This window comes from Corallococcus terminator (genome assembly GCF_049194865.1).
GTDB lineage: Bacteria > Myxococcota > Myxococcia > Myxococcales > Myxococcaceae > Myxococcus > Myxococcus terminator_A.
The window spans coordinates 114,037-128,915 of the sequence record NZ_JBLZWL010000016.1; the positions used below are offsets into that span (position 1 = coordinate 114,037).

A 14,879-nucleotide genomic window follows, 5' to 3' on the forward strand; every position below is an offset into this window, starting at 1 on the left:
GGCGCATGGCGATCGGCAAGGTGATCAAGGGTGACGGGACGGCGGAGCCGTCTCTCGTGTCGGAGCGGCCAATGCTGCGGCCTCCTCGCGCGGGAGTGATGAACGCCGAGGTCTTCGAGGCGCGTCAGGGCGCCCAGGGCATCCTCGAGGAGGCGCATCGCGAGAAGGAGCGCATCCTGGCGGAGGCTCAGCGCGAGCGGGAAGAGCTGCTGGTGAAGACTCGGGAGCAGGGGCGCCAGGAAGGGCTGGCCCAGGCCACGGAGATCATCCTCCGCGCGAAGATGCAGGCTGGGGAGATTCTGGGCACGTACGAGAAGGACGTCATCGCCCTGGGCCTGAGCGTGGGCGAGAAGATCATCGGCCGGAGCCTGGAGAAGGACCCGGACCTGATGCTGGAGCTGTGCGCGTCCGCCATCGACAACCTGCGCAGCGCCCGCTCCATGATTCTGCGCGTGCATCCGAAGACGGCGGCGGTGCTGCGCGCCAAGAAGCCCGTGCTGATGGAGCTCATCGGCCGCGCGGTGGACCTGGCCATCAAGGAGGACCCGGAGGTCGCTCCGGTGGGCTGCATCGTCCAGACGGAGTTCGGCACGGTGGACGCCCAGCTGCCCACGCAGCTGGAGATGCTCCAGAACGTGCTGTTGCCAGACCAGAACGGCCCGAAGGAAGGCCCGGCCTAGCCGGGACGAACCACGTCCATGGCCATCGACCTTTCGCGCTATTTCGACCTCATCAAGGACGCCCAGACGGTGCGCGTCCGGGGCCGCGTCACCGAGCTGACAGGCCTCATCATCAAGGCGAGCGTCCCCAACGTCCGCGTGGGCGAGCTGGTGCTCATCAAGAGCCGAGGCCGCGGCCCCGTGAAGGCGGAGGTGGTGGGCTTCCAGGGCGACGAGGTGATGCTCATGCCCCTGGGCGAGCTGTACGGCATCGGCCCGGACAGCGAGGTCATCCCCACCGGAAAGCCCCTGAGCATCAAGTGCGGCGAGGCGCTCCTGGGGCGCGTGCTCAACGGCATCGGTGAGCCCATGGACGGCAGTGCACTGCCGGAAGAGGGCCTCATCGACTGGTCCGTGGACCGCAACTGCCCGGACCCGTTCACCCGTCAGCGAATCGAGCGGCCCCTGCCCCTGGGCGTGCGCTGCATCGACGGGCTGCTCACCGTGGGCGAGGGCCAGCGCGTGGGCCTCTTCGCCGGCTCCGGCGTCGGCAAGTCCACGCTGATGGGACAGATAGCGCGCAACACCCAGGCCGACCTGTGCGTCGTCGCCCTCATCGGCGAGCGTGGTCGCGAAGTCCGCGAGTTCATCGAGGACGCCATGGGCGAGGAGGGCATGAAGCGCTCCGTGCTGGTGTGCGCCACCTCGGACCAGCCCAGCCTCGTGCGTCTGCGCGCCGCCTACGTCGCCACCGCCATCGCCGAGTACTTCCGCGAGCGCGGCGGCAACGTCCTCTTCATGCTCGACACGGTGACGCGTCTCGCGCGTGCCCAGCGTGAGATTGGCCTCGCGGTGGGCGAGCCCCCGGCCCGCCAGGGCTACCCGCCGAGCGTGTTCTCCATGCTGCCGCGCATCCTGGAGCGCACGGGCAACTCGGACAAAGGCAAGTGCACCGCCATCTACACCTGCCTCGTGGCCGGCGGTGACATGGAGGAGCCCATCGCGGACGAGGTCCGCGGTATTCTCGACGGCCACTTCATCCTCAACCGCGCGCTGGGCGAGCGAAACCAGTGGCCCGCAATGGACGTGCTGGCGAGCCTCAGCCGTGTGATGAGCGGCATCGTCTCCAAGGAGCACAAGAAGGCGGCAGGCAAGCTGCGCGAGACGCTGGCCACGTACGAGAAGCAGCGCGACCTCATCCTGCTGGGCGCCTACCAGTACGGGACGGACCCCCGCACGGACTACGCCATCGACAAGTACGACGCCATCATCGAGTTCCTCAAGCAGGACACCCACTCCAACTCCAGCTTCGATGAGACGGTGGAACAGTTGATCGCCCTCTTCGAAGAGTAAGGGGACAGGGGTGCACCCTGGGAAATCCGGGGTAGGATGGGGTCACCATGCCCCCGTACCGGTTGCAAACCCTGCTGGACATGCGGACCCGGGCGAAGGAGGAGGCCGAGCAGGCCTTCTCCGACGCCATCAAGGCCCTCGAGCGGGAAAAAGTGGAGCTCCAGCGGCTGATTGACGAGCTGGAGCGCCGCAAGCGCGAGCGCAAGGAGAAGGTGGCCGCCTACCTCAAGGAGGTCATGGCCAAGGGTGCCGGCATCAACGGCATGAACATGATGGGCCGCTTCGAGGAGCGCCTGAAGGACGAAGAGGCGCAGGTGGCGCTGGAGGTCGAGCGTCAGCGGGAAGCGGTGAAGGTGGCCGAGCGACTGGTCGAGCAGCGGCGGCGGGAGATGGCCGAGGCGGCCAAGGAACTCAAGGCCATCGAGAAGCACAAGGAGACCTGGCAGAAGCAGGTGAAGCACGAGCGCCAGCAGCGTGAGGAGTTGAGCCAGGAGGAGATTGGCAACGCCTTGTTCCTGGCTCGGCAGCGCAAGTAACCTGCCTCCACCCCTTCCCTCGGGAACGATGTCATGAGCCGAGTCGACGACGACCGTGAAACAGCGCGCATGGCCGAGCGCATCATGCTGGAGAAGAAGCTCGCCGAGGGCCAGGCGAAGAAGCGGACGGAGGGGGCCAGCACCTTCCAGAAGCTGATGCAGCCCCAGGCCCAGCCGCAGGCGACGGCCCCCGCGCCCACGCCGCAGACGCCGGGGGCCTTCGCCAAGCAGATCCTGGCCAAGGCGACGCAGCAGGGGAAGACCTTCGGGGAGCAGGCCCAGCAGCCGTCGCAGCTGGGTGGCAACCCGGCGGGTCTGGCGCAGACGCAGCGCCGGGCGGACAGCGGGGCCACGGAGGCTCGCGCCGGCTCGCGCGCCGCGGACTCCAAGGATGACAAGCGCACCTCCGAGGGCCGCGACAAGGACATGAGCAAGGCCGAGTCCGCGCTGGGACAGGTCAGCTCGGAGAAGGGCGCGCTCATCCGGGCGGAGGCCGACGCGGGCGGCAAGGGCAGCGGGGGCGGCGGGAAGGACAAGAAGGAAGGCGGCGGCACGGAGATGGCGCCGGGGTTCCGGTTCAACCCCGCGCTGATGGCGCCGGTGCCGGTGGCCAAGCCCAAGGACACCGCGGGCTCCGAGCGGCTGCGCGCCATGGCCAGCGAGATTGCCCAGAAGATTGTCGACCGCGTGCGCGTGGGCACCAACGCCGCGGGCCTCGCCGAGTTCCAGATTGATTTGCGCGGCGACGTGCTCAGTGGCCTGTCCATCAAGGTCAGCGCGAAGAACGGGAAGATCTCCGCGACTTTCAGTGGCACCAACCGTGACGTGCTGAAGATGCTCGAGGAGCACAGCGAGGGTCTTCGCACCGCGCTGGGAGGCCGTGGCCTGAAGCTCGAGACGGTACGCTTCGAGGCGAAGACATGAGCTTGGAGCCGGAGGACGAAGGCCCCGGCGTGCATGAGCGGACGATGCTGGTGGACCTGCGCCAGCTCAAGCCGGTGCGTCCGCCGCCGGAGAAGACCGAGCGTCCGGAGAAGGTGGAGCGCCCCGAGAAGGTGGAGCGTCCCGAGCGAAGCGAGCGTCCGGAGAAGGTCGACCGGAGCGCCTGGCGGCCCTACACCTTCAAGGGGCTGGAGAAGGTGTCGCGGGCTCAGGGGCTCCTGGCGGAGCGGCTGCGCTGGCTGACGCCGAACGAGGGGACGCTCGGGGCGGTGTCCGCGCGGCTCAAGAGCCTGTTCGACGCGGAGGTGCGTCTGGCCCTGGAGTCGGTGCAGGTGCGGCCCATGGCGGAGCTGCGCCGGTTCCTGGGCGACCCGACGTTCCTCGCGGTGCTGGCGCCGGGCGCGCTGCAGGGCAGGGCGGTGTTGGAGGTGGAGCTGTCGCTGGCCCACACCGCGGTGGACCTGTTGCTGGGCGGCGCGGGCGAGACGGTGGGCCTGCGTCCGCTGACGGATATCGAAGAAGGGGTGATGGGCTACGTCATCCTGGAGGTGCTGCGGGTGCTGGTGCCCGCGCTGCAGGCCGGGGTGCCTCGCCCGAGGCTGGACGGAGTCGCTCGAGGCGTGGACGAGGTGTCCGCGCGCCTGGGCGACGACGGACCGATGCTGGCGGTGCACCTGAACGCCTCGTTGGGGCCGCACAGCGGCATGGTGCGACTGGTCGTGCCCTCGGCGGTGTTGGAGGCCGCGGAGCCGGCGGTGGCGAGCGCCCAGCGGCGCGCCCTCGCGAAGGCGGACCTGGCGACGCATGCCAGCCGGCTGTCGGCGGTGAGGAGCTGGCTGCGGGCGGAGATTGGTACCGCGGAGCTGACCACCAACGACCTGGCGAGCCTGCGGGTCAAGGACGTCGTCCTGGTGGACGTGCTGTCGGCGCGGCCTGACCGGGGTGAGTCCGGGACGGCGCAGCTGCGCGTGGGCGCGGGCCGCGCGGGGCACGCCGAGGCCGAGGTGTTCGTCGACGATGACGGGCGCTACAAGGCCCGCATCACTGGAATCATCCCCGGGGAGTCGGGGAACCCGCGCTCGGCCACCGAGGAGGGTGGGGGGCGGGAACAGGAAGAGGACTTCACCAATCCGGAGCTGGACGTTCCTCCGGAGCTTGAAGGGGCGCCCTTGGACGACGTGAACAAGCCGGACGGAAGCGACCTGCTCGGAGATGTCCCGCTGCAGATCGCCGTGGAACTGGCGCGCATCCCCGTCACCGCGGAGCAGGTGGTGGGCATGCGGGCCGGGCAGGTCATCGAGCTGAGCCGGGGGCCTGGCGAGCCGGTGGAGCTGTCCATCAATGGCAAGGTGGTGGCCCGGGGTGAGCTGGTGGAGATGGAAGGCCAGCTCGGCGTGCGCGTCACCACCCTGGCGAGCTGAGGTCTTCATCCGAGACGGAAGCAAGCGGGCGGGAGCGGGCCGCCGGTCGGGGGCCCGTGGCGGTCCTCCGGCCTTTGAACTAGCCTCGCCCCCATCCATGGCAGTCCTCCGCAACCCCCTCATGCGCCGGTCCCTGGGCGCCGCGCTGCTGCTCGCGTCCTCTACCGTGCTGGCCCAGGCTCCCGCCACGCCTGTGCCGGGCGCCACGGCCTCACCTGTCTCGGCGGAGCCGGCCCCGAGCGCCCCTTCGCCCGTTGCGGCGGAAAGGGCCGAGAAGCCAGCCCCCACCGTCGCTCCCGTTGCGGCGGAAAGGGCCGAGAAGTCGGCCCCCACCGTCGCTCCCGCCGCGACGGACAGCGCCCGGAAGTCGGCTCCGAGCGTCACCGCCTCGCCTGTCGCACCCGCTTCGGCGGACACGGTTCAGGGGAAGGCGCCCGCACCGAACGCTCCGGCCGACAGCGCCCAGAAAGCGGCGTCGGCCGCCACGCCGAGCGCCACGGCACTCCCCGCTCCGGCTGACGGCGCCCCAAAGGCCTCGGCTTCGGCGGTGACGGAAACGACTCCTGTTCCGACGTCCCCCGCCGCGACGCGTCAGAAAACTCCGGGTGAGGAGCCTCGTTGGGAGGACCCCGCGCTCGATGCCTCCGCCGCGGCGACCGAGGCGGAAGCCGAGCCGGAGAGCATGGGGTGGATGCTCATCCGCACGCTGCTCGTGCTGGGCGCGGTGGTGGCGTCCATCTACCTCACGCTGAACGTGGGGCTGCGCCGGCTGATGGGCCTCCAGGCGGCCGCGCCGGGAAAGCAGACCATCGTCACCGTGGTGGAGCGCCTGACGCTGGACCCCAAGCGCGCGCTCTTCGTGGTGAAGGCCGCGGACGAATACCTGCTGGTGGGCGGCGGCGAGGCGGGCCTGCAGCTGCTGTCGAAGCTGGATTCGGAGGCAGTGGAGCGCATCCGCGCGCAGCGCCCGCAGACGAACGTGGTTCCCCTGAGCCCTTTCCTTCAGAAGCTCCTTTCCCGCCGCTCCGGGGGCTCGTCGTCCCAGCCCCCCGGCGCTTGATGGCACCTGTCCCGTGAACGCCCAGACTCCTGCCCGCTCCTTGCTCCCGCGCGTCTCGCCCTGGCTCTTCGCGGCCGCGGCGTCGCTGCATCCCTTCGTTGCCCTCGCGCAGAAGAAGCGCCCCGGCTCCATCCCCGACTCCGTGGCCAACGAGGCGGTGAGCGCCGACTCGTTCACCTCGCGTCCGCTCATCCTCATCCTCGCGCTGGCGGCCATGGGCCTGGTGCCCTTCGCGCTGATGATGGTGACGAGCTTCGTGAAGATTTCGGTGGTGCTCTCCATCGTGCGCTCGGCGCTCGGCACCCAGCAGATTCCGCCCACCCAGGTCATCACCGGGCTGGCCGTCATCCTCACCGTCTACATCATGGCCCCCGTGGGCATGACGATGTACCGGGCCTCGGAGCTCAACGTCTGGGACTCCTCGGGCGCCGGCGCGTTCTCCTCGGCGAAGGTGGGCACGCTCCTGGACGGCGCTGACCGCGCCAAGGAGCCGCTGCGCGACTGGCTGATGAAGAAAGTCACGCTGAAGGACCGCTCGCTCTTCTACAACCTGGCCAAGAAGATGCGCCAGGGCGAGGACCGGGACTCGGTGGACAGCAAGGACTTCATGGTCATCGTCCCGGCCTTCGTGGTGTCGGAGCTGAAGGAGGCCTTCCAGATTGGCTTCCTGCTCTTCGTCCCCTTCATCGTCATCGACATGGTGGTGGCCAACATCCTGCTCGCGCTGGGCATGCACATGCTGTCGCCCACCACCATCTCCATGCCCTTCAAGCTGCTCCTGTTCGTCCTCGTGGACGGCTGGTACCTCATCGCCAAGGGCCTGGTCGTCGGCTACTTGTAGGAAGAAGGCATCCCATGAACCAGCTCACGGCCATCACCCAGGAGGCGCTGTTCCTGGTGCTCGTGGTGTCGGCCCCGCCGGTGTTGATGAGCCTCATCGTCGGCTTCATGATCTCCCTGTTCCAGGCCACCACCCAGATTCAGGAGCAGACGCTCACCTTCGCGCCCAAGGTCATCATCGTCTTCGGCGTGCTGGCCATGACGGGGCCGTGGATTGGAAGCCAGCTGGTGCGCTTCACCTTCCACGTCTTCGACCGGTTCCCCGCCCTAATCAAATGAACGCCGCGGACCTCGTGTCCGAGCTGGCTGCTCGGACCAACTTCTCCGCCGCCATCTTCACGGTCGCCCTGCTGATGTGCCGGGTGATGCCGGTGCTCATCTTCAGCCCGTTCCTCGGCGGTGAAGTGGTGCCCACGGAGATGAAGATGGGCATCGGGCTGACGCTGGCCATCGTGCTCTATCCCTCCATCGCGCACACCGTGACGACGGTTCCCCTGACGGCGCTGCCCTACATCGCGCTGATGGCCAAGGAGGTCTTCATCGGGTTCTGCATGGCGTTCATCGTCAGCAGCGTCTTCGAGGCGGCGCGCATCGCCGGCACCCTCACGGACACCATGGCGGGCAGCAACAACGCCCAGCTCTACGTGCCGGCGCTCGGTCAGCAAGTCTCCCTCTTCTCCAACCTGAAGGTGCAGCTCTCCGTCGTATTGTTCCTCACCCTGGACGGGCACCACCTGGTCATCAGGGCCCTGGCGGAGAGCCTCGCCGTGGTGCCGCTGGATGGCTTCCCACGCTTCAGCCAGGGCTCGTGGACCTTCTTCGACCTGCTGGCGCGGGTCTTCGCGGACATGCTGAGGGTGAGCCTGGCCCTGTCCGCTCCCGCGATGCTCGCCACCTTCCTCACGGACGTGGCGCTGGGCGCCATCAACCGCGTGGCGCCGCAAATCCAGGTGTTCTTCATCTCCATGGCCATCAAGCCGCTCGTCGGTGTGCTCATCATCTTCCTGGTGATGGGGGCGCTCTTGGCGCGCATTCAGGGCGAGCTGGCCCACATGCTGCGGGTGCTCACTGACGCCCTGCGGCTGTTGGCCTGAGCCTCTTCCCCGGGAACGCGCGCCCATGTCCGACGAGGGTGGAGACAAGACAGAAGAACCGTCGCAGAAGAAGCTCGACGACTCTCGCAAGAAGGGTCAGGTCTGGAAGAGCAAGGACCTGAGCGGCGTGGCGGTGCTCGTCGTGGGCCTGGGCGCCGTGAAGGCGACCTGGGACAACGTGGAGCATGAGATATCCAGCCTCTTCCTCTTCAGCTTCGACCAGCTGGCCAAGGGCGATGACCTGGGGGACGCCACCTGGCAGTTGATGTACCTGGGGCTGCGCGCGATGTTGCTCGTGACGCTGCCGGTGCTCGCGGGCGGGGCACTGGTGGGCGGGTTGATGGAGTTCCTGCAAGTGGGCTCCCTCTTCACGTTGGACCCGCTGATGCCCAAGCTGGACAAGCTCAACCCGCTGGGCGGGTTGAAGAACATGTTCAGCAAGAAGTCGCTGGTGGAGCTGCTCAAGAACCTCATCAAGATCTCCATCACCGCCAACGTCGTCTACGGCGTGGTGCGCGACGCCATGCCCATGGTGGTGGAGACGGTCCGCCAGGACACGCACGCCATCATGGTCATCATGGGGGAGCTGGTGACGCGCGTGGCCACCCGCGTCGCGCTGCTCTTCGTCCTCTTCGCCATCTTCGACATCTGGTGGCAGCGCAAGTCCTTCATGAAGGACTTGATGATGTCCAAGGACGAGGTGAAGAAGGAGTACAAGGAGAGCGAAGGCGACCCGCATCACAAGGCCAAGCGCAAGGAGTTCCACCAGGAGATCATGGAGGGACAGCAGATGGAGGCCGTGCGGGACGCGGACGTCATCGTCACCAACCCGGACCACGTCGCCATCGCGCTCAAGTACGACCGGGAGAAGGACGGCGCGCCCCGGGTGCTGGCCAAGGGCGTGGACCACAAGGCCGAGCGCATCAAGGGCATCGCCCGGGAGCAGGACGTCCCCACGCTGCGCAACGTGCCCCTGGCCCACGCGCTCCTGCGGGTGGAGGTGGGCCACGAGGTGCCCGAGGAGCTCTACGACGCCGTCGCCGAGGTCCTCAACTTCGTCTACGACCTGAAGAGCGGCGGACCCGCCCCGGTGGCCCGCGCGTGAGCGGACCGGCAGCGGTTATCATCGGCAGGACTTCGCGGAGCGCCCCATGAGTGACGAAGCCGAAATCGCCATCGCGCTGAAGTACGACAAGGACAAGGACACCGCCCCGCGCGTGGTGGCCAAGGGGCTGCGGCTCAAGGCGGAGAAGATTCGCGCCATCGCCAAGGAGCACAACATCCCCATCATGCGCAACGTGCCCCTGGCCAACGCCCTGTACCGGGTGGAGGTGGGACAGGAAGTGCCCGAGGAGCTCTACGACGCCGTCGCCGAGGTCCTCAACTTCATCTACGAGCTCCAGCGCGAACACGCGGCCGCCGGAGGGCGGTAGGGGAGGGGGGCTGGACGGCCCCCCCCTTCCTGGGGTGTGCTTCGGAGTTCACGATGGCCAGAATCAATAATCAGCCCCCCGGACCCCAGTGGCCCTGGGGGGGACCCCGCAGCGTCCGTGAGCGGCTGGTCGACCCTTCCCAGGTCGACCGCAAGAAGCTGCGCAAGACGGGCAATCCCAAGAACCCGGCGCTCGCCTCCGCGGCGCTCCTGGACTTCATCGGTCCCGCGCACTCGTCGGAGGAGCTGCGCCTGCCCCTGCCTCCTCATCCCGGCGGGCATGACGCGGACCTGGAGGGCTTCAGCGACCGGCCCCACCTGGCCAGCGTGGCGGGGCGGGGGAGCGACGAGTCGCGCCACCTGATGGACAGGGGGCTGACGCGCATCAACGCGTCCCCGGACCGCCTGGAGCGCCTCAAGGCGCTGCTCCAGCGAGAGTCCTCCATGCTCACCCTGGTGGACCAGGTGAACGAGGAGACCAAGGAGATCATCCGGCGCATGTGGGCCGAGCAGAAGGACGAGGGTTACTAGCGCATGCCGGAGGATCCTCAGGACGAGGCCCAGCTCGCGGCCCGGCTCCAGCGTTGGGCGGATGGCAAGGCCACCCTGCGCGAGGTGCGCGGCTATTCCAACGACGAGCTCTACGCCATCGCCAAGACGGCGTACTTCTTCTTCTACCAGGGCCGCATCAACGAGGCCCGCACGCTCTTCCAGGGCCTGTACGCCGTGAATCCCACGGACGGCTACTTCGCCAAGGCGCTGGGGGTGGTGGAGATGGCCGCCGGCAACGGGACGGGCGCCCTGGCCGCCTTCGACGTCGCCGCCAAGCTGTCCCCGCAGGACCCCTCCGTCTACGTCGGCCGCGCCGAGGTGAAGCTCGCCCTGGGCCAGAAGCCGCAAGCCCTGGAAGACTTGCGACGCGCTGCGGCAATGACGCCGGTGGATGATCCGGTGGTGCGCAAGGCGGGCGCCATGCTCACCGCGCTCCAGCGGCGTTGATTCAGGCCTGCCCCGGTGTCCGGTTCTGGCCGGACGCCGGGTAGGTGAGCCCGGAACAGTCTGTTAGGCTCGTTCCCATAAACCCCAACCCCTCTTTGTGGAGAGGTGGAGTCAGTCAATGAGCACGCAGAAGGCGAAGATGGGCCCGCTGCCTCCGGAGCCCGCGGAGCTGGTGGAGAAGCGCGAAAAGCTGCTGGTGGAGCTGGAGTCACAGTCCAAGTCGGCCCAGGGCACCTTCCTCCAGGTGGTTCGGACGATGAAGATGCTGGTGGCCTCCACGGTCCCAGGCACCCCGTTCGACGAGAAGCTCTACGGCGACGTGTCCGGCGCCCTCCAGCGCTTCATGGCCGACCCCATCCTCCCCGTGCCCCCCACGCTGGGCATGGTGGTTTCCTACCTGTCGGAGCGCCTGAGCACCTACGGGATGACCATCCAGAACGCCGTCAAGGAGGCGAATCCGGAGCTGCACGCGAAGTTCGCGTTCACGCCCCCGGGCGCCCCGGCTCCCGCCGCCCCGCCCCCCGCGGCGCCGGCCCGCACGTCGGGCGCCCCCGCCGCCAAGGACGGCTTCGAGAGCGCTTCCAACAAGCGCTCCCTGTCCCTGGACCCGGAGGCCAGCCCGCCGCCCCCCGCGGACCCCAAGAAGGAGCAGCAGCAGCTCGAGTCCTTCAAGGCCTGGATGAAGAATCCCAACCTTGGAAAGCTCAAGGGTTAGGCCTGTTTCCCGGAGGGGTCCGGGCCTCGCGAAAATGCCGGAAATGATCCCGGTTATTTCGCAGGAAACTTCCGAGCCCCACCCCCGATAATCTTTTTGTAGCCGCCGCTGCACTTCGCCACGCAGCACCCACGAATTAATCACTGGAGAACGACCATGACCATCTCTGCCAACTTCAACGCCGCTGCGAGCAGCATCCTGGCCGGTTCCAAGGCCTCCAACGACATGATCGCGGCGGCCCCGCCGGATCAGCAGGCCTTCCTCAAGGCGCAGGAGCAGATGCAGCGCGAGGCCAAGCTGACCGAGATGATCTCCACCATGATGAAGAAGCTCGACACCATGCAGGGCTCCATCATCGGCAACATGCGCTAGTCGCAGCTCGCAGCTAGCCGCACACTGGCCTCGCAACAGCTCTTGGAGCTGCTGCGAGGCCGGTTCATTTCCGGGGCATGGTGGACACCGCCGGTCCGCCTTTCGGAAACTTTCCGACACTCCCCCGCGAGAATCTCTTCAACCCACCCCTTTTGGAGAAACCCATGGTCGCTTCCGTCAATGGCGGTCCCCGTCCCCCTCCCTCGACGCAGAAGACCGCGTCGGAGCCTTCCACCGCGGCGCCCTCGGATCCGGCCACGGAGCGGGCCAAGCAGAAGGCCACGATGGACGAAATCCGCAAGAAGGACGAAGGCAAGCTGACCGGTGCGGACCGCAACAACTACGCGAGCGCCCTGGGCACGGACAAGATCCTGGAGAACAAGCCGTTCCTCGGCTTCTTCAACGACTCCGTGTCGGGGACCATCGCCAAGAAGCTGGATGAGGATGTCGCCAGCTACCTGAAGCAGCACCCCACCGCGTCGCTGAGCGACATCGACAAGCACGTCGAGACGCGCTTCAAGGCGCAGATGTTCAGCGCGGTGGTGGCGCAGAAGGGCGTGGACATGGCCATCTCCAACCTGAAGAAGCAGCTGCAGAAGGCTCGCGACGGTTTCGACGAGTAGGCCGCTCGGCGTCCCTGACTGGTAGGCCCGCTGGAGGCGGGCTAGACTCCAGGCCGCCTCCATATTCGCCCCGGGAATGAGTCCAGATGACGACGACCCAAGCCAAGGCGCCGGTCTCCAACAATGATGGGAAGCCGCTGTCCGGCCCGGAGCTGCTCGAGCGGGCCACTCAGGGCTTCGACCTGTTTCAAGACGGCCGGTTCCAGGAGTCCCTGGCCGTCTTCGAGCAACTCGCCGCCACGGATGGCTCCGAGGCCTACTTCCAGACGGCGCTCGGTGCCTGCCACCTGGCGCTGGAGAACCTGGACCAGGCCGAGGCCCACTTCAACCGGGCCATCGAGCTGGACCCCACGGACCTGACGCCGTTCGTCAACCGGGGTGAGGTCCATCTTCGCCAGGGCAAGGTGATGGAGGCCGCCCATGACTTCAATCATGCGGTGTCCCTGGACCCCGAGGGGAAGGACCCGCTGAGCGCGCGCGCGCGAATGCTGGCGGCCGCCGCCCTGGAGAGCGTGGAGGAGGCCCAGGGGGCTTCCGAGCGCGACTCCGGTCCGGACGGGCGTTAAGCCCTCCCTTCGCATCTTCCGACGGACACCCCGCCCGGCTCGTGAGGCCCCCCTTGGGCCCGGGGCCGGGCGCGGACTAGGATGGCTCCCCGCTGATGTCCGCCTCCAATCCGAACAGCTTCCTCTCCAAGTACTCCGACATCGTCCTCGCGATTGTCGTGGTGTTCATCGTCGGGATGATGATCGTCCCGCTGCCCACGCTGCTGCTGGACGTGCTGCTGACGCTGAACATCAGCATCTCGGTGGTGCTGCTCCTGGTGTCCCTCTACGTGCCAGCGGCGCTGCACTTGTCGGTGTTCCCGACGCTGCTGCTCATCACCACGATGTTCCGGCTGTCGCTGACCATCTCCACCACACGCCTCATCCTCCTCACCGGCGACCCGGGCGAGGTGGTGGTGGCGTTCGGCAACTTCGTGGTGCAGGGCAACTTCGTCGTTGGCGCCATCCTCTTCATCATCCTCGTCATCGTGAACTTCATCGTCATCTCCAAGGGCTCGGAGCGCGTCGCCGAAGTGGCCGCGCGCTTCACCCTGGACGCGATGCCGGGCAAGCAGATGTCCATCGACGCGGACCTGCGCGCGGGCTCCATCGACCAGGACCAGGGCAAGAAGAAGCGGCGTGACTTGGAGCGGGAGAGCCAGCTCTTCGGCGCCATGGACGGCGCCATGAAGTTCGTGAAGGGCGACGCCATCGCCAGCATCATCATCACCGTCGTCAACATCGTCGGTGGCCTCATCATCGGCGTGACGCAGAAGGGGATGACGGCCGCGGACGCGGCGCAGAAGTACACGCTGCTCACCATCGGTGACGGCCTCGTCGGCATGATTCCCGCCATCCTCGTCTCCACCTGCGCCGGCATCATCGTGACGCGCGTCGGTGGCGATGAAGAGGGCGCCCACCTGGGCAAGGACATCGGTATGCAGCTCACCGCGTACCCGAAGGCCATCGCCATCGCCGCGGGCATGCTCATCGTCCTGGGCCTCGTGCCGGGTCTGCCCAAGATTCCCTTCTTCCTGCTGGGTGCGGGCGCGGGCTTCGGCGCGTGGACGATGCTCAAGAAGAAGAAGGAATCGGAGATGGTGGAGGAGGCCGGACCGGCCATGGAGTCGGACCTGGGCACGCCGATGTCGTCCGAGCCCGCGCCCAAGGAGCCGATGAATCCGGACTCCGAGCTCTTCATCCCCGTCGTCACGCCCATCGTCCTGGAGGTCTCCGACGCGCTGGTGCCGTACGTGGACTCGCGTCAGGACAGCGGGAAGTTCCTCTTCGAGCTCATCCCCTTCATGCGCGACGGCCTCTTCATCGAGCTGGGCGTGCGCTTCCCGGGCGTGCGCGCGCGCGGCAACTCGTCGCTGCCGCCGGGCGCCTACCAGGTGCAGATCAACGAAGTCCCCGTCGTCACCGGGCAGGCCACGCTGGGCCACGTGCTCGTCAACGACACGGTGGACCGCCTGCGCCTGATGAACATCCAGGGCTTCGAGGCCATCAACCCCGCCACCCGCCAGCCGGCCGCGTGGGTGCCCGAGCAGCACCGCGACACCCTGGAGGCCGCGGGCCTGACGACGTGGGATGTCCCCGGCTACATCATCCTGCACGTGGCCGCGGTGCTGCGGCGCAACGCGCGGGAGTTCGTCGGCGTGCAGGAGACGCAGACGATGCTGGAGCAGCTGGAGAAGGCGTTCCCCGCCATCGTCAAGGAGGTCATCCCCAAGGTCGTCAACGTGCTGAAGTTGACCGACATCCTCCAGCGCCTCGTGGAGGAGGAGATCTCCATCCGCGACTTGCGCGGCATCCTCCAGGCCCTGGCGGAGTACGGCCAGGTGGAGGCGGACAACGTCATGCTCACCGAGCACGTCCGCGCCTCGCAGCGCCGCTACATCTCCCACAAGTACGCGCGCGGCAGCGGCACCCTCGTCGTGTACCTGTTGGATCCGAACATCGAGGAGGCCATCCGAGGCTCCATCAAGCGGACCTCCGCCGGCGCGCACCTGGCGCTGGAGCCGGAGCTGGCGCAGGAGATCGTCCAGGCCGTCCGCTCCGAGTGCGGCCATCTGCCGCCCAGCGCCCAGCGCCCCGTCATCCTCACCGCCATGGATATCCGGCGCTACGTCCGCAAGCTGCTGGAGTACGAGTTCAACCCCTCGTTCTCCGTCCTCAGCTACCAGGAGCTGTCCCCCGAGCTGAACATCCAGCCGGTGGCCCGCATCTCCACCCGGTAGCCGTGCTGACCCAGGGTTGGTCACCACCAACCCTCAGCCGTTCTGATC

The 14,879-nt window shown here is 67.7% G+C and carries 18 protein-coding genes; all 18 read left to right on the forward strand.

Annotation, left to right across the window (positions count from 1 at the left end):
* The first annotated feature begins 5 nt into the window (after window positions 1–5).
* The 18 genes from ACN469_RS08155 to sctV all read left to right on the forward strand — a co-directional run bounded on the left by ACN469_RS08155 (window position 6) and on the right by sctV (window position 14,831).
* Window positions 6–680, forward strand: a complete 675-nt coding sequence (locus ACN469_RS08155) for a FliH/SctL family protein (protein ID WP_498765844.1) — start codon at window positions 6–8, stop codon at window positions 678–680.
* Window positions 681–698: 18 nt separating this feature from the next.
* A complete protein-coding gene (gene sctN, locus ACN469_RS08160) occupies window positions 699–2,012 on the forward strand; it encodes a type III secretion system ATPase SctN (RefSeq protein ID WP_498765846.1) in 1,314 nt (437 codons plus the stop codon).
* Between the two features lie 47 nt (window positions 2,013–2,059).
* Complete coding sequence (locus ACN469_RS08165; RefSeq protein WP_141647478.1) at window positions 2,060–2,548, forward strand: flagellar assembly protein FliH; 489 nt, start codon at window positions 2,060–2,062, stop codon at window positions 2,546–2,548.
* 33 nt (window positions 2,549–2,581) lie between these two features.
* Window positions 2,582–3,472: a flagellar hook-length control protein FliK gene (locus ACN469_RS08170; RefSeq protein WP_498765848.1), complete on the forward strand. Its 891-nt coding sequence runs from the start codon at window positions 2,582–2,584 to the stop codon at window positions 3,470–3,472.
* Window positions 3,469–4,911 carry a type III secretion system cytoplasmic ring protein SctQ gene (sctQ, locus tag ACN469_RS08175; RefSeq protein ID WP_498765850.1) on the forward strand — a complete coding sequence of 481 codons (1,443 nt, stop codon included), beginning with the start codon at window positions 3,469–3,471 and terminating at the stop codon, window positions 4,909–4,911. The genes ACN469_RS08170 and sctQ overlap by 4 nt, the downstream gene beginning before the upstream one ends.
* 547 nt (window positions 4,912–5,458) lie before the next feature.
* Window positions 5,459–5,971, forward strand: a complete 513-nt coding sequence (locus ACN469_RS08180) for a FliO/MopB family protein (protein ID WP_498765852.1) — start codon at window positions 5,459–5,461, stop codon at window positions 5,969–5,971.
* 13 nt (window positions 5,972–5,984) lie between these two features.
* The gene (gene sctR / locus ACN469_RS08185; protein WP_498765854.1) at window positions 5,985–6,812 is read left to right on the forward strand and encodes a type III secretion system export apparatus subunit SctR; all 828 of its coding nucleotides are present in this window, start codon (window positions 5,985–5,987) and stop codon (window positions 6,810–6,812) included.
* A gap of 14 nt (window positions 6,813–6,826) precedes the next feature.
* On the forward strand, window positions 6,827–7,090 hold the full coding sequence (gene fliQ / locus ACN469_RS08190) for a flagellar biosynthesis protein FliQ (protein WP_174457187.1): 264 nt from the start codon (window positions 6,827–6,829) through the stop codon (window positions 7,088–7,090).
* Window positions 7,087–7,905 carry a flagellar biosynthetic protein FliR gene (locus ACN469_RS08195; protein WP_498765856.1) on the forward strand — a complete coding sequence of 273 codons (819 nt, stop codon included), beginning with the start codon at window positions 7,087–7,089 and terminating at the stop codon, window positions 7,903–7,905. Before fliQ ends, ACN469_RS08195 begins: the two co-directional genes overlap by 4 nt.
* A 25-nt stretch (window positions 7,906–7,930) precedes the next feature.
* A complete protein-coding gene (gene sctU, locus ACN469_RS08200; protein WP_498765858.1) occupies window positions 7,931–9,010 on the forward strand; it encodes a type III secretion system export apparatus subunit SctU in 1,080 nt (359 codons plus the stop codon).
* A gap of 46 nt (window positions 9,011–9,056) precedes the next feature.
* Window positions 9,057–9,338 (forward strand): EscU/YscU/HrcU family type III secretion system export apparatus switch protein, encoded by a 282-nt coding sequence (locus tag ACN469_RS08205; RefSeq protein WP_498765860.1) that lies wholly within the window; start codon window positions 9,057–9,059, stop codon window positions 9,336–9,338.
* Between the two features lie 53 nt (window positions 9,339–9,391).
* Window positions 9,392–9,868 (forward strand): hypothetical protein, encoded by a 477-nt coding sequence (locus tag ACN469_RS08210; protein WP_498765862.1) that lies wholly within the window; start codon window positions 9,392–9,394, stop codon window positions 9,866–9,868.
* Window positions 9,869–9,871: 3 nt separating this feature from the next.
* A complete protein-coding gene (locus ACN469_RS08215) occupies window positions 9,872–10,336 on the forward strand; it encodes a SycD/LcrH family type III secretion system chaperone (protein WP_498765864.1) in 465 nt (154 codons plus the stop codon).
* Between the two features lie 118 nt (window positions 10,337–10,454).
* Window positions 10,455–11,051: a hypothetical protein gene (locus ACN469_RS08220; protein ID WP_498765866.1), complete on the forward strand. Its 597-nt coding sequence runs from the start codon at window positions 10,455–10,457 to the stop codon at window positions 11,049–11,051.
* 156 nt (window positions 11,052–11,207) lie between these two features.
* The gene (locus ACN469_RS08225) at window positions 11,208–11,423 is read left to right on the forward strand and encodes a hypothetical protein (RefSeq protein ID WP_498765868.1); all 216 of its coding nucleotides are present in this window, start codon (window positions 11,208–11,210) and stop codon (window positions 11,421–11,423) included.
* A gap of 164 nt (window positions 11,424–11,587) precedes the next feature.
* Window positions 11,588–12,046 carry a hypothetical protein gene (locus ACN469_RS08230; protein WP_498765870.1) on the forward strand — a complete coding sequence of 153 codons (459 nt, stop codon included), beginning with the start codon at window positions 11,588–11,590 and terminating at the stop codon, window positions 12,044–12,046.
* Window positions 12,047–12,132: 86 nt separating this feature from the next.
* Entirely contained in the window at window positions 12,133–12,612 is a 480-nt protein-coding gene (locus ACN469_RS08235) for a tetratricopeptide repeat protein (protein ID WP_498765872.1), read from the forward strand.
* Window positions 12,613–12,707: 95 nt separating this feature from the next.
* Window positions 12,708–14,831 carry a type III secretion system export apparatus subunit SctV gene (gene sctV, locus ACN469_RS08240; RefSeq protein ID WP_498765874.1) on the forward strand — a complete coding sequence of 708 codons (2,124 nt, stop codon included), beginning with the start codon at window positions 12,708–12,710 and terminating at the stop codon, window positions 14,829–14,831.
* Window positions 14,832–14,879 lie beyond the last annotated feature (48 nt).

Bases quoted from the DNA above. Each gene is read 5' to 3' on its own strand.
- sctN (WP_498765846.1), top strand. From the start codon at position 699: ATGGCCATCGACCTTTCGCGCTATTTCGACCTCATCAAGGACGCCCAG.
- ACN469_RS08155 (WP_498765844.1), top strand. From the start codon at position 6: ATGGCGATCGGCAAGGTGATCAAGGGTGACGGGACGGCGGAGCCGTCT.
- fliQ (WP_174457187.1), top strand. From the start codon at position 6,827: ATGAACCAGCTCACGGCCATCACCCAGGAGGCGCTGTTCCTGGTGCTC.
- ACN469_RS08230 (WP_498765870.1), top strand. From the start codon at position 11,588: ATGGTCGCTTCCGTCAATGGCGGTCCCCGTCCCCCTCCCTCGACGCAG.
- ACN469_RS08235 (WP_498765872.1), top strand. From the start codon at position 12,133: ATGACGACGACCCAAGCCAAGGCGCCGGTCTCCAACAATGATGGGAAG.
- ACN469_RS08215 (WP_498765864.1), top strand. From the start codon at position 9,872: ATGCCGGAGGATCCTCAGGACGAGGCCCAGCTCGCGGCCCGGCTCCAG.
- ACN469_RS08170 (WP_498765848.1), top strand. From the start codon at position 2,582: ATGAGCCGAGTCGACGACGACCGTGAAACAGCGCGCATGGCCGAGCGC.
- ACN469_RS08165 (WP_141647478.1), top strand. From the start codon at position 2,060: ATGCCCCCGTACCGGTTGCAAACCCTGCTGGACATGCGGACCCGGGCG.
- ACN469_RS08225 (WP_498765868.1), top strand. From the start codon at position 11,208: ATGACCATCTCTGCCAACTTCAACGCCGCTGCGAGCAGCATCCTGGCC.
- sctV (WP_498765874.1), top strand. From the start codon at position 12,708: ATGTCCGCCTCCAATCCGAACAGCTTCCTCTCCAAGTACTCCGACATC.
- ACN469_RS08210 (WP_498765862.1), top strand. From the start codon at position 9,392: ATGGCCAGAATCAATAATCAGCCCCCCGGACCCCAGTGGCCCTGGGGG.
- ACN469_RS08195 (WP_498765856.1), top strand. From the start codon at position 7,087: ATGAACGCCGCGGACCTCGTGTCCGAGCTGGCTGCTCGGACCAACTTC.
- ACN469_RS08220 (WP_498765866.1), top strand. From the start codon at position 10,455: ATGAGCACGCAGAAGGCGAAGATGGGCCCGCTGCCTCCGGAGCCCGCG.
- sctQ (WP_498765850.1), top strand. From the start codon at position 3,469: ATGAGCTTGGAGCCGGAGGACGAAGGCCCCGGCGTGCATGAGCGGACG.
- sctU (WP_498765858.1), top strand. From the start codon at position 7,931: ATGTCCGACGAGGGTGGAGACAAGACAGAAGAACCGTCGCAGAAGAAG.
- ACN469_RS08205 (WP_498765860.1), top strand. From the start codon at position 9,057: ATGAGTGACGAAGCCGAAATCGCCATCGCGCTGAAGTACGACAAGGAC.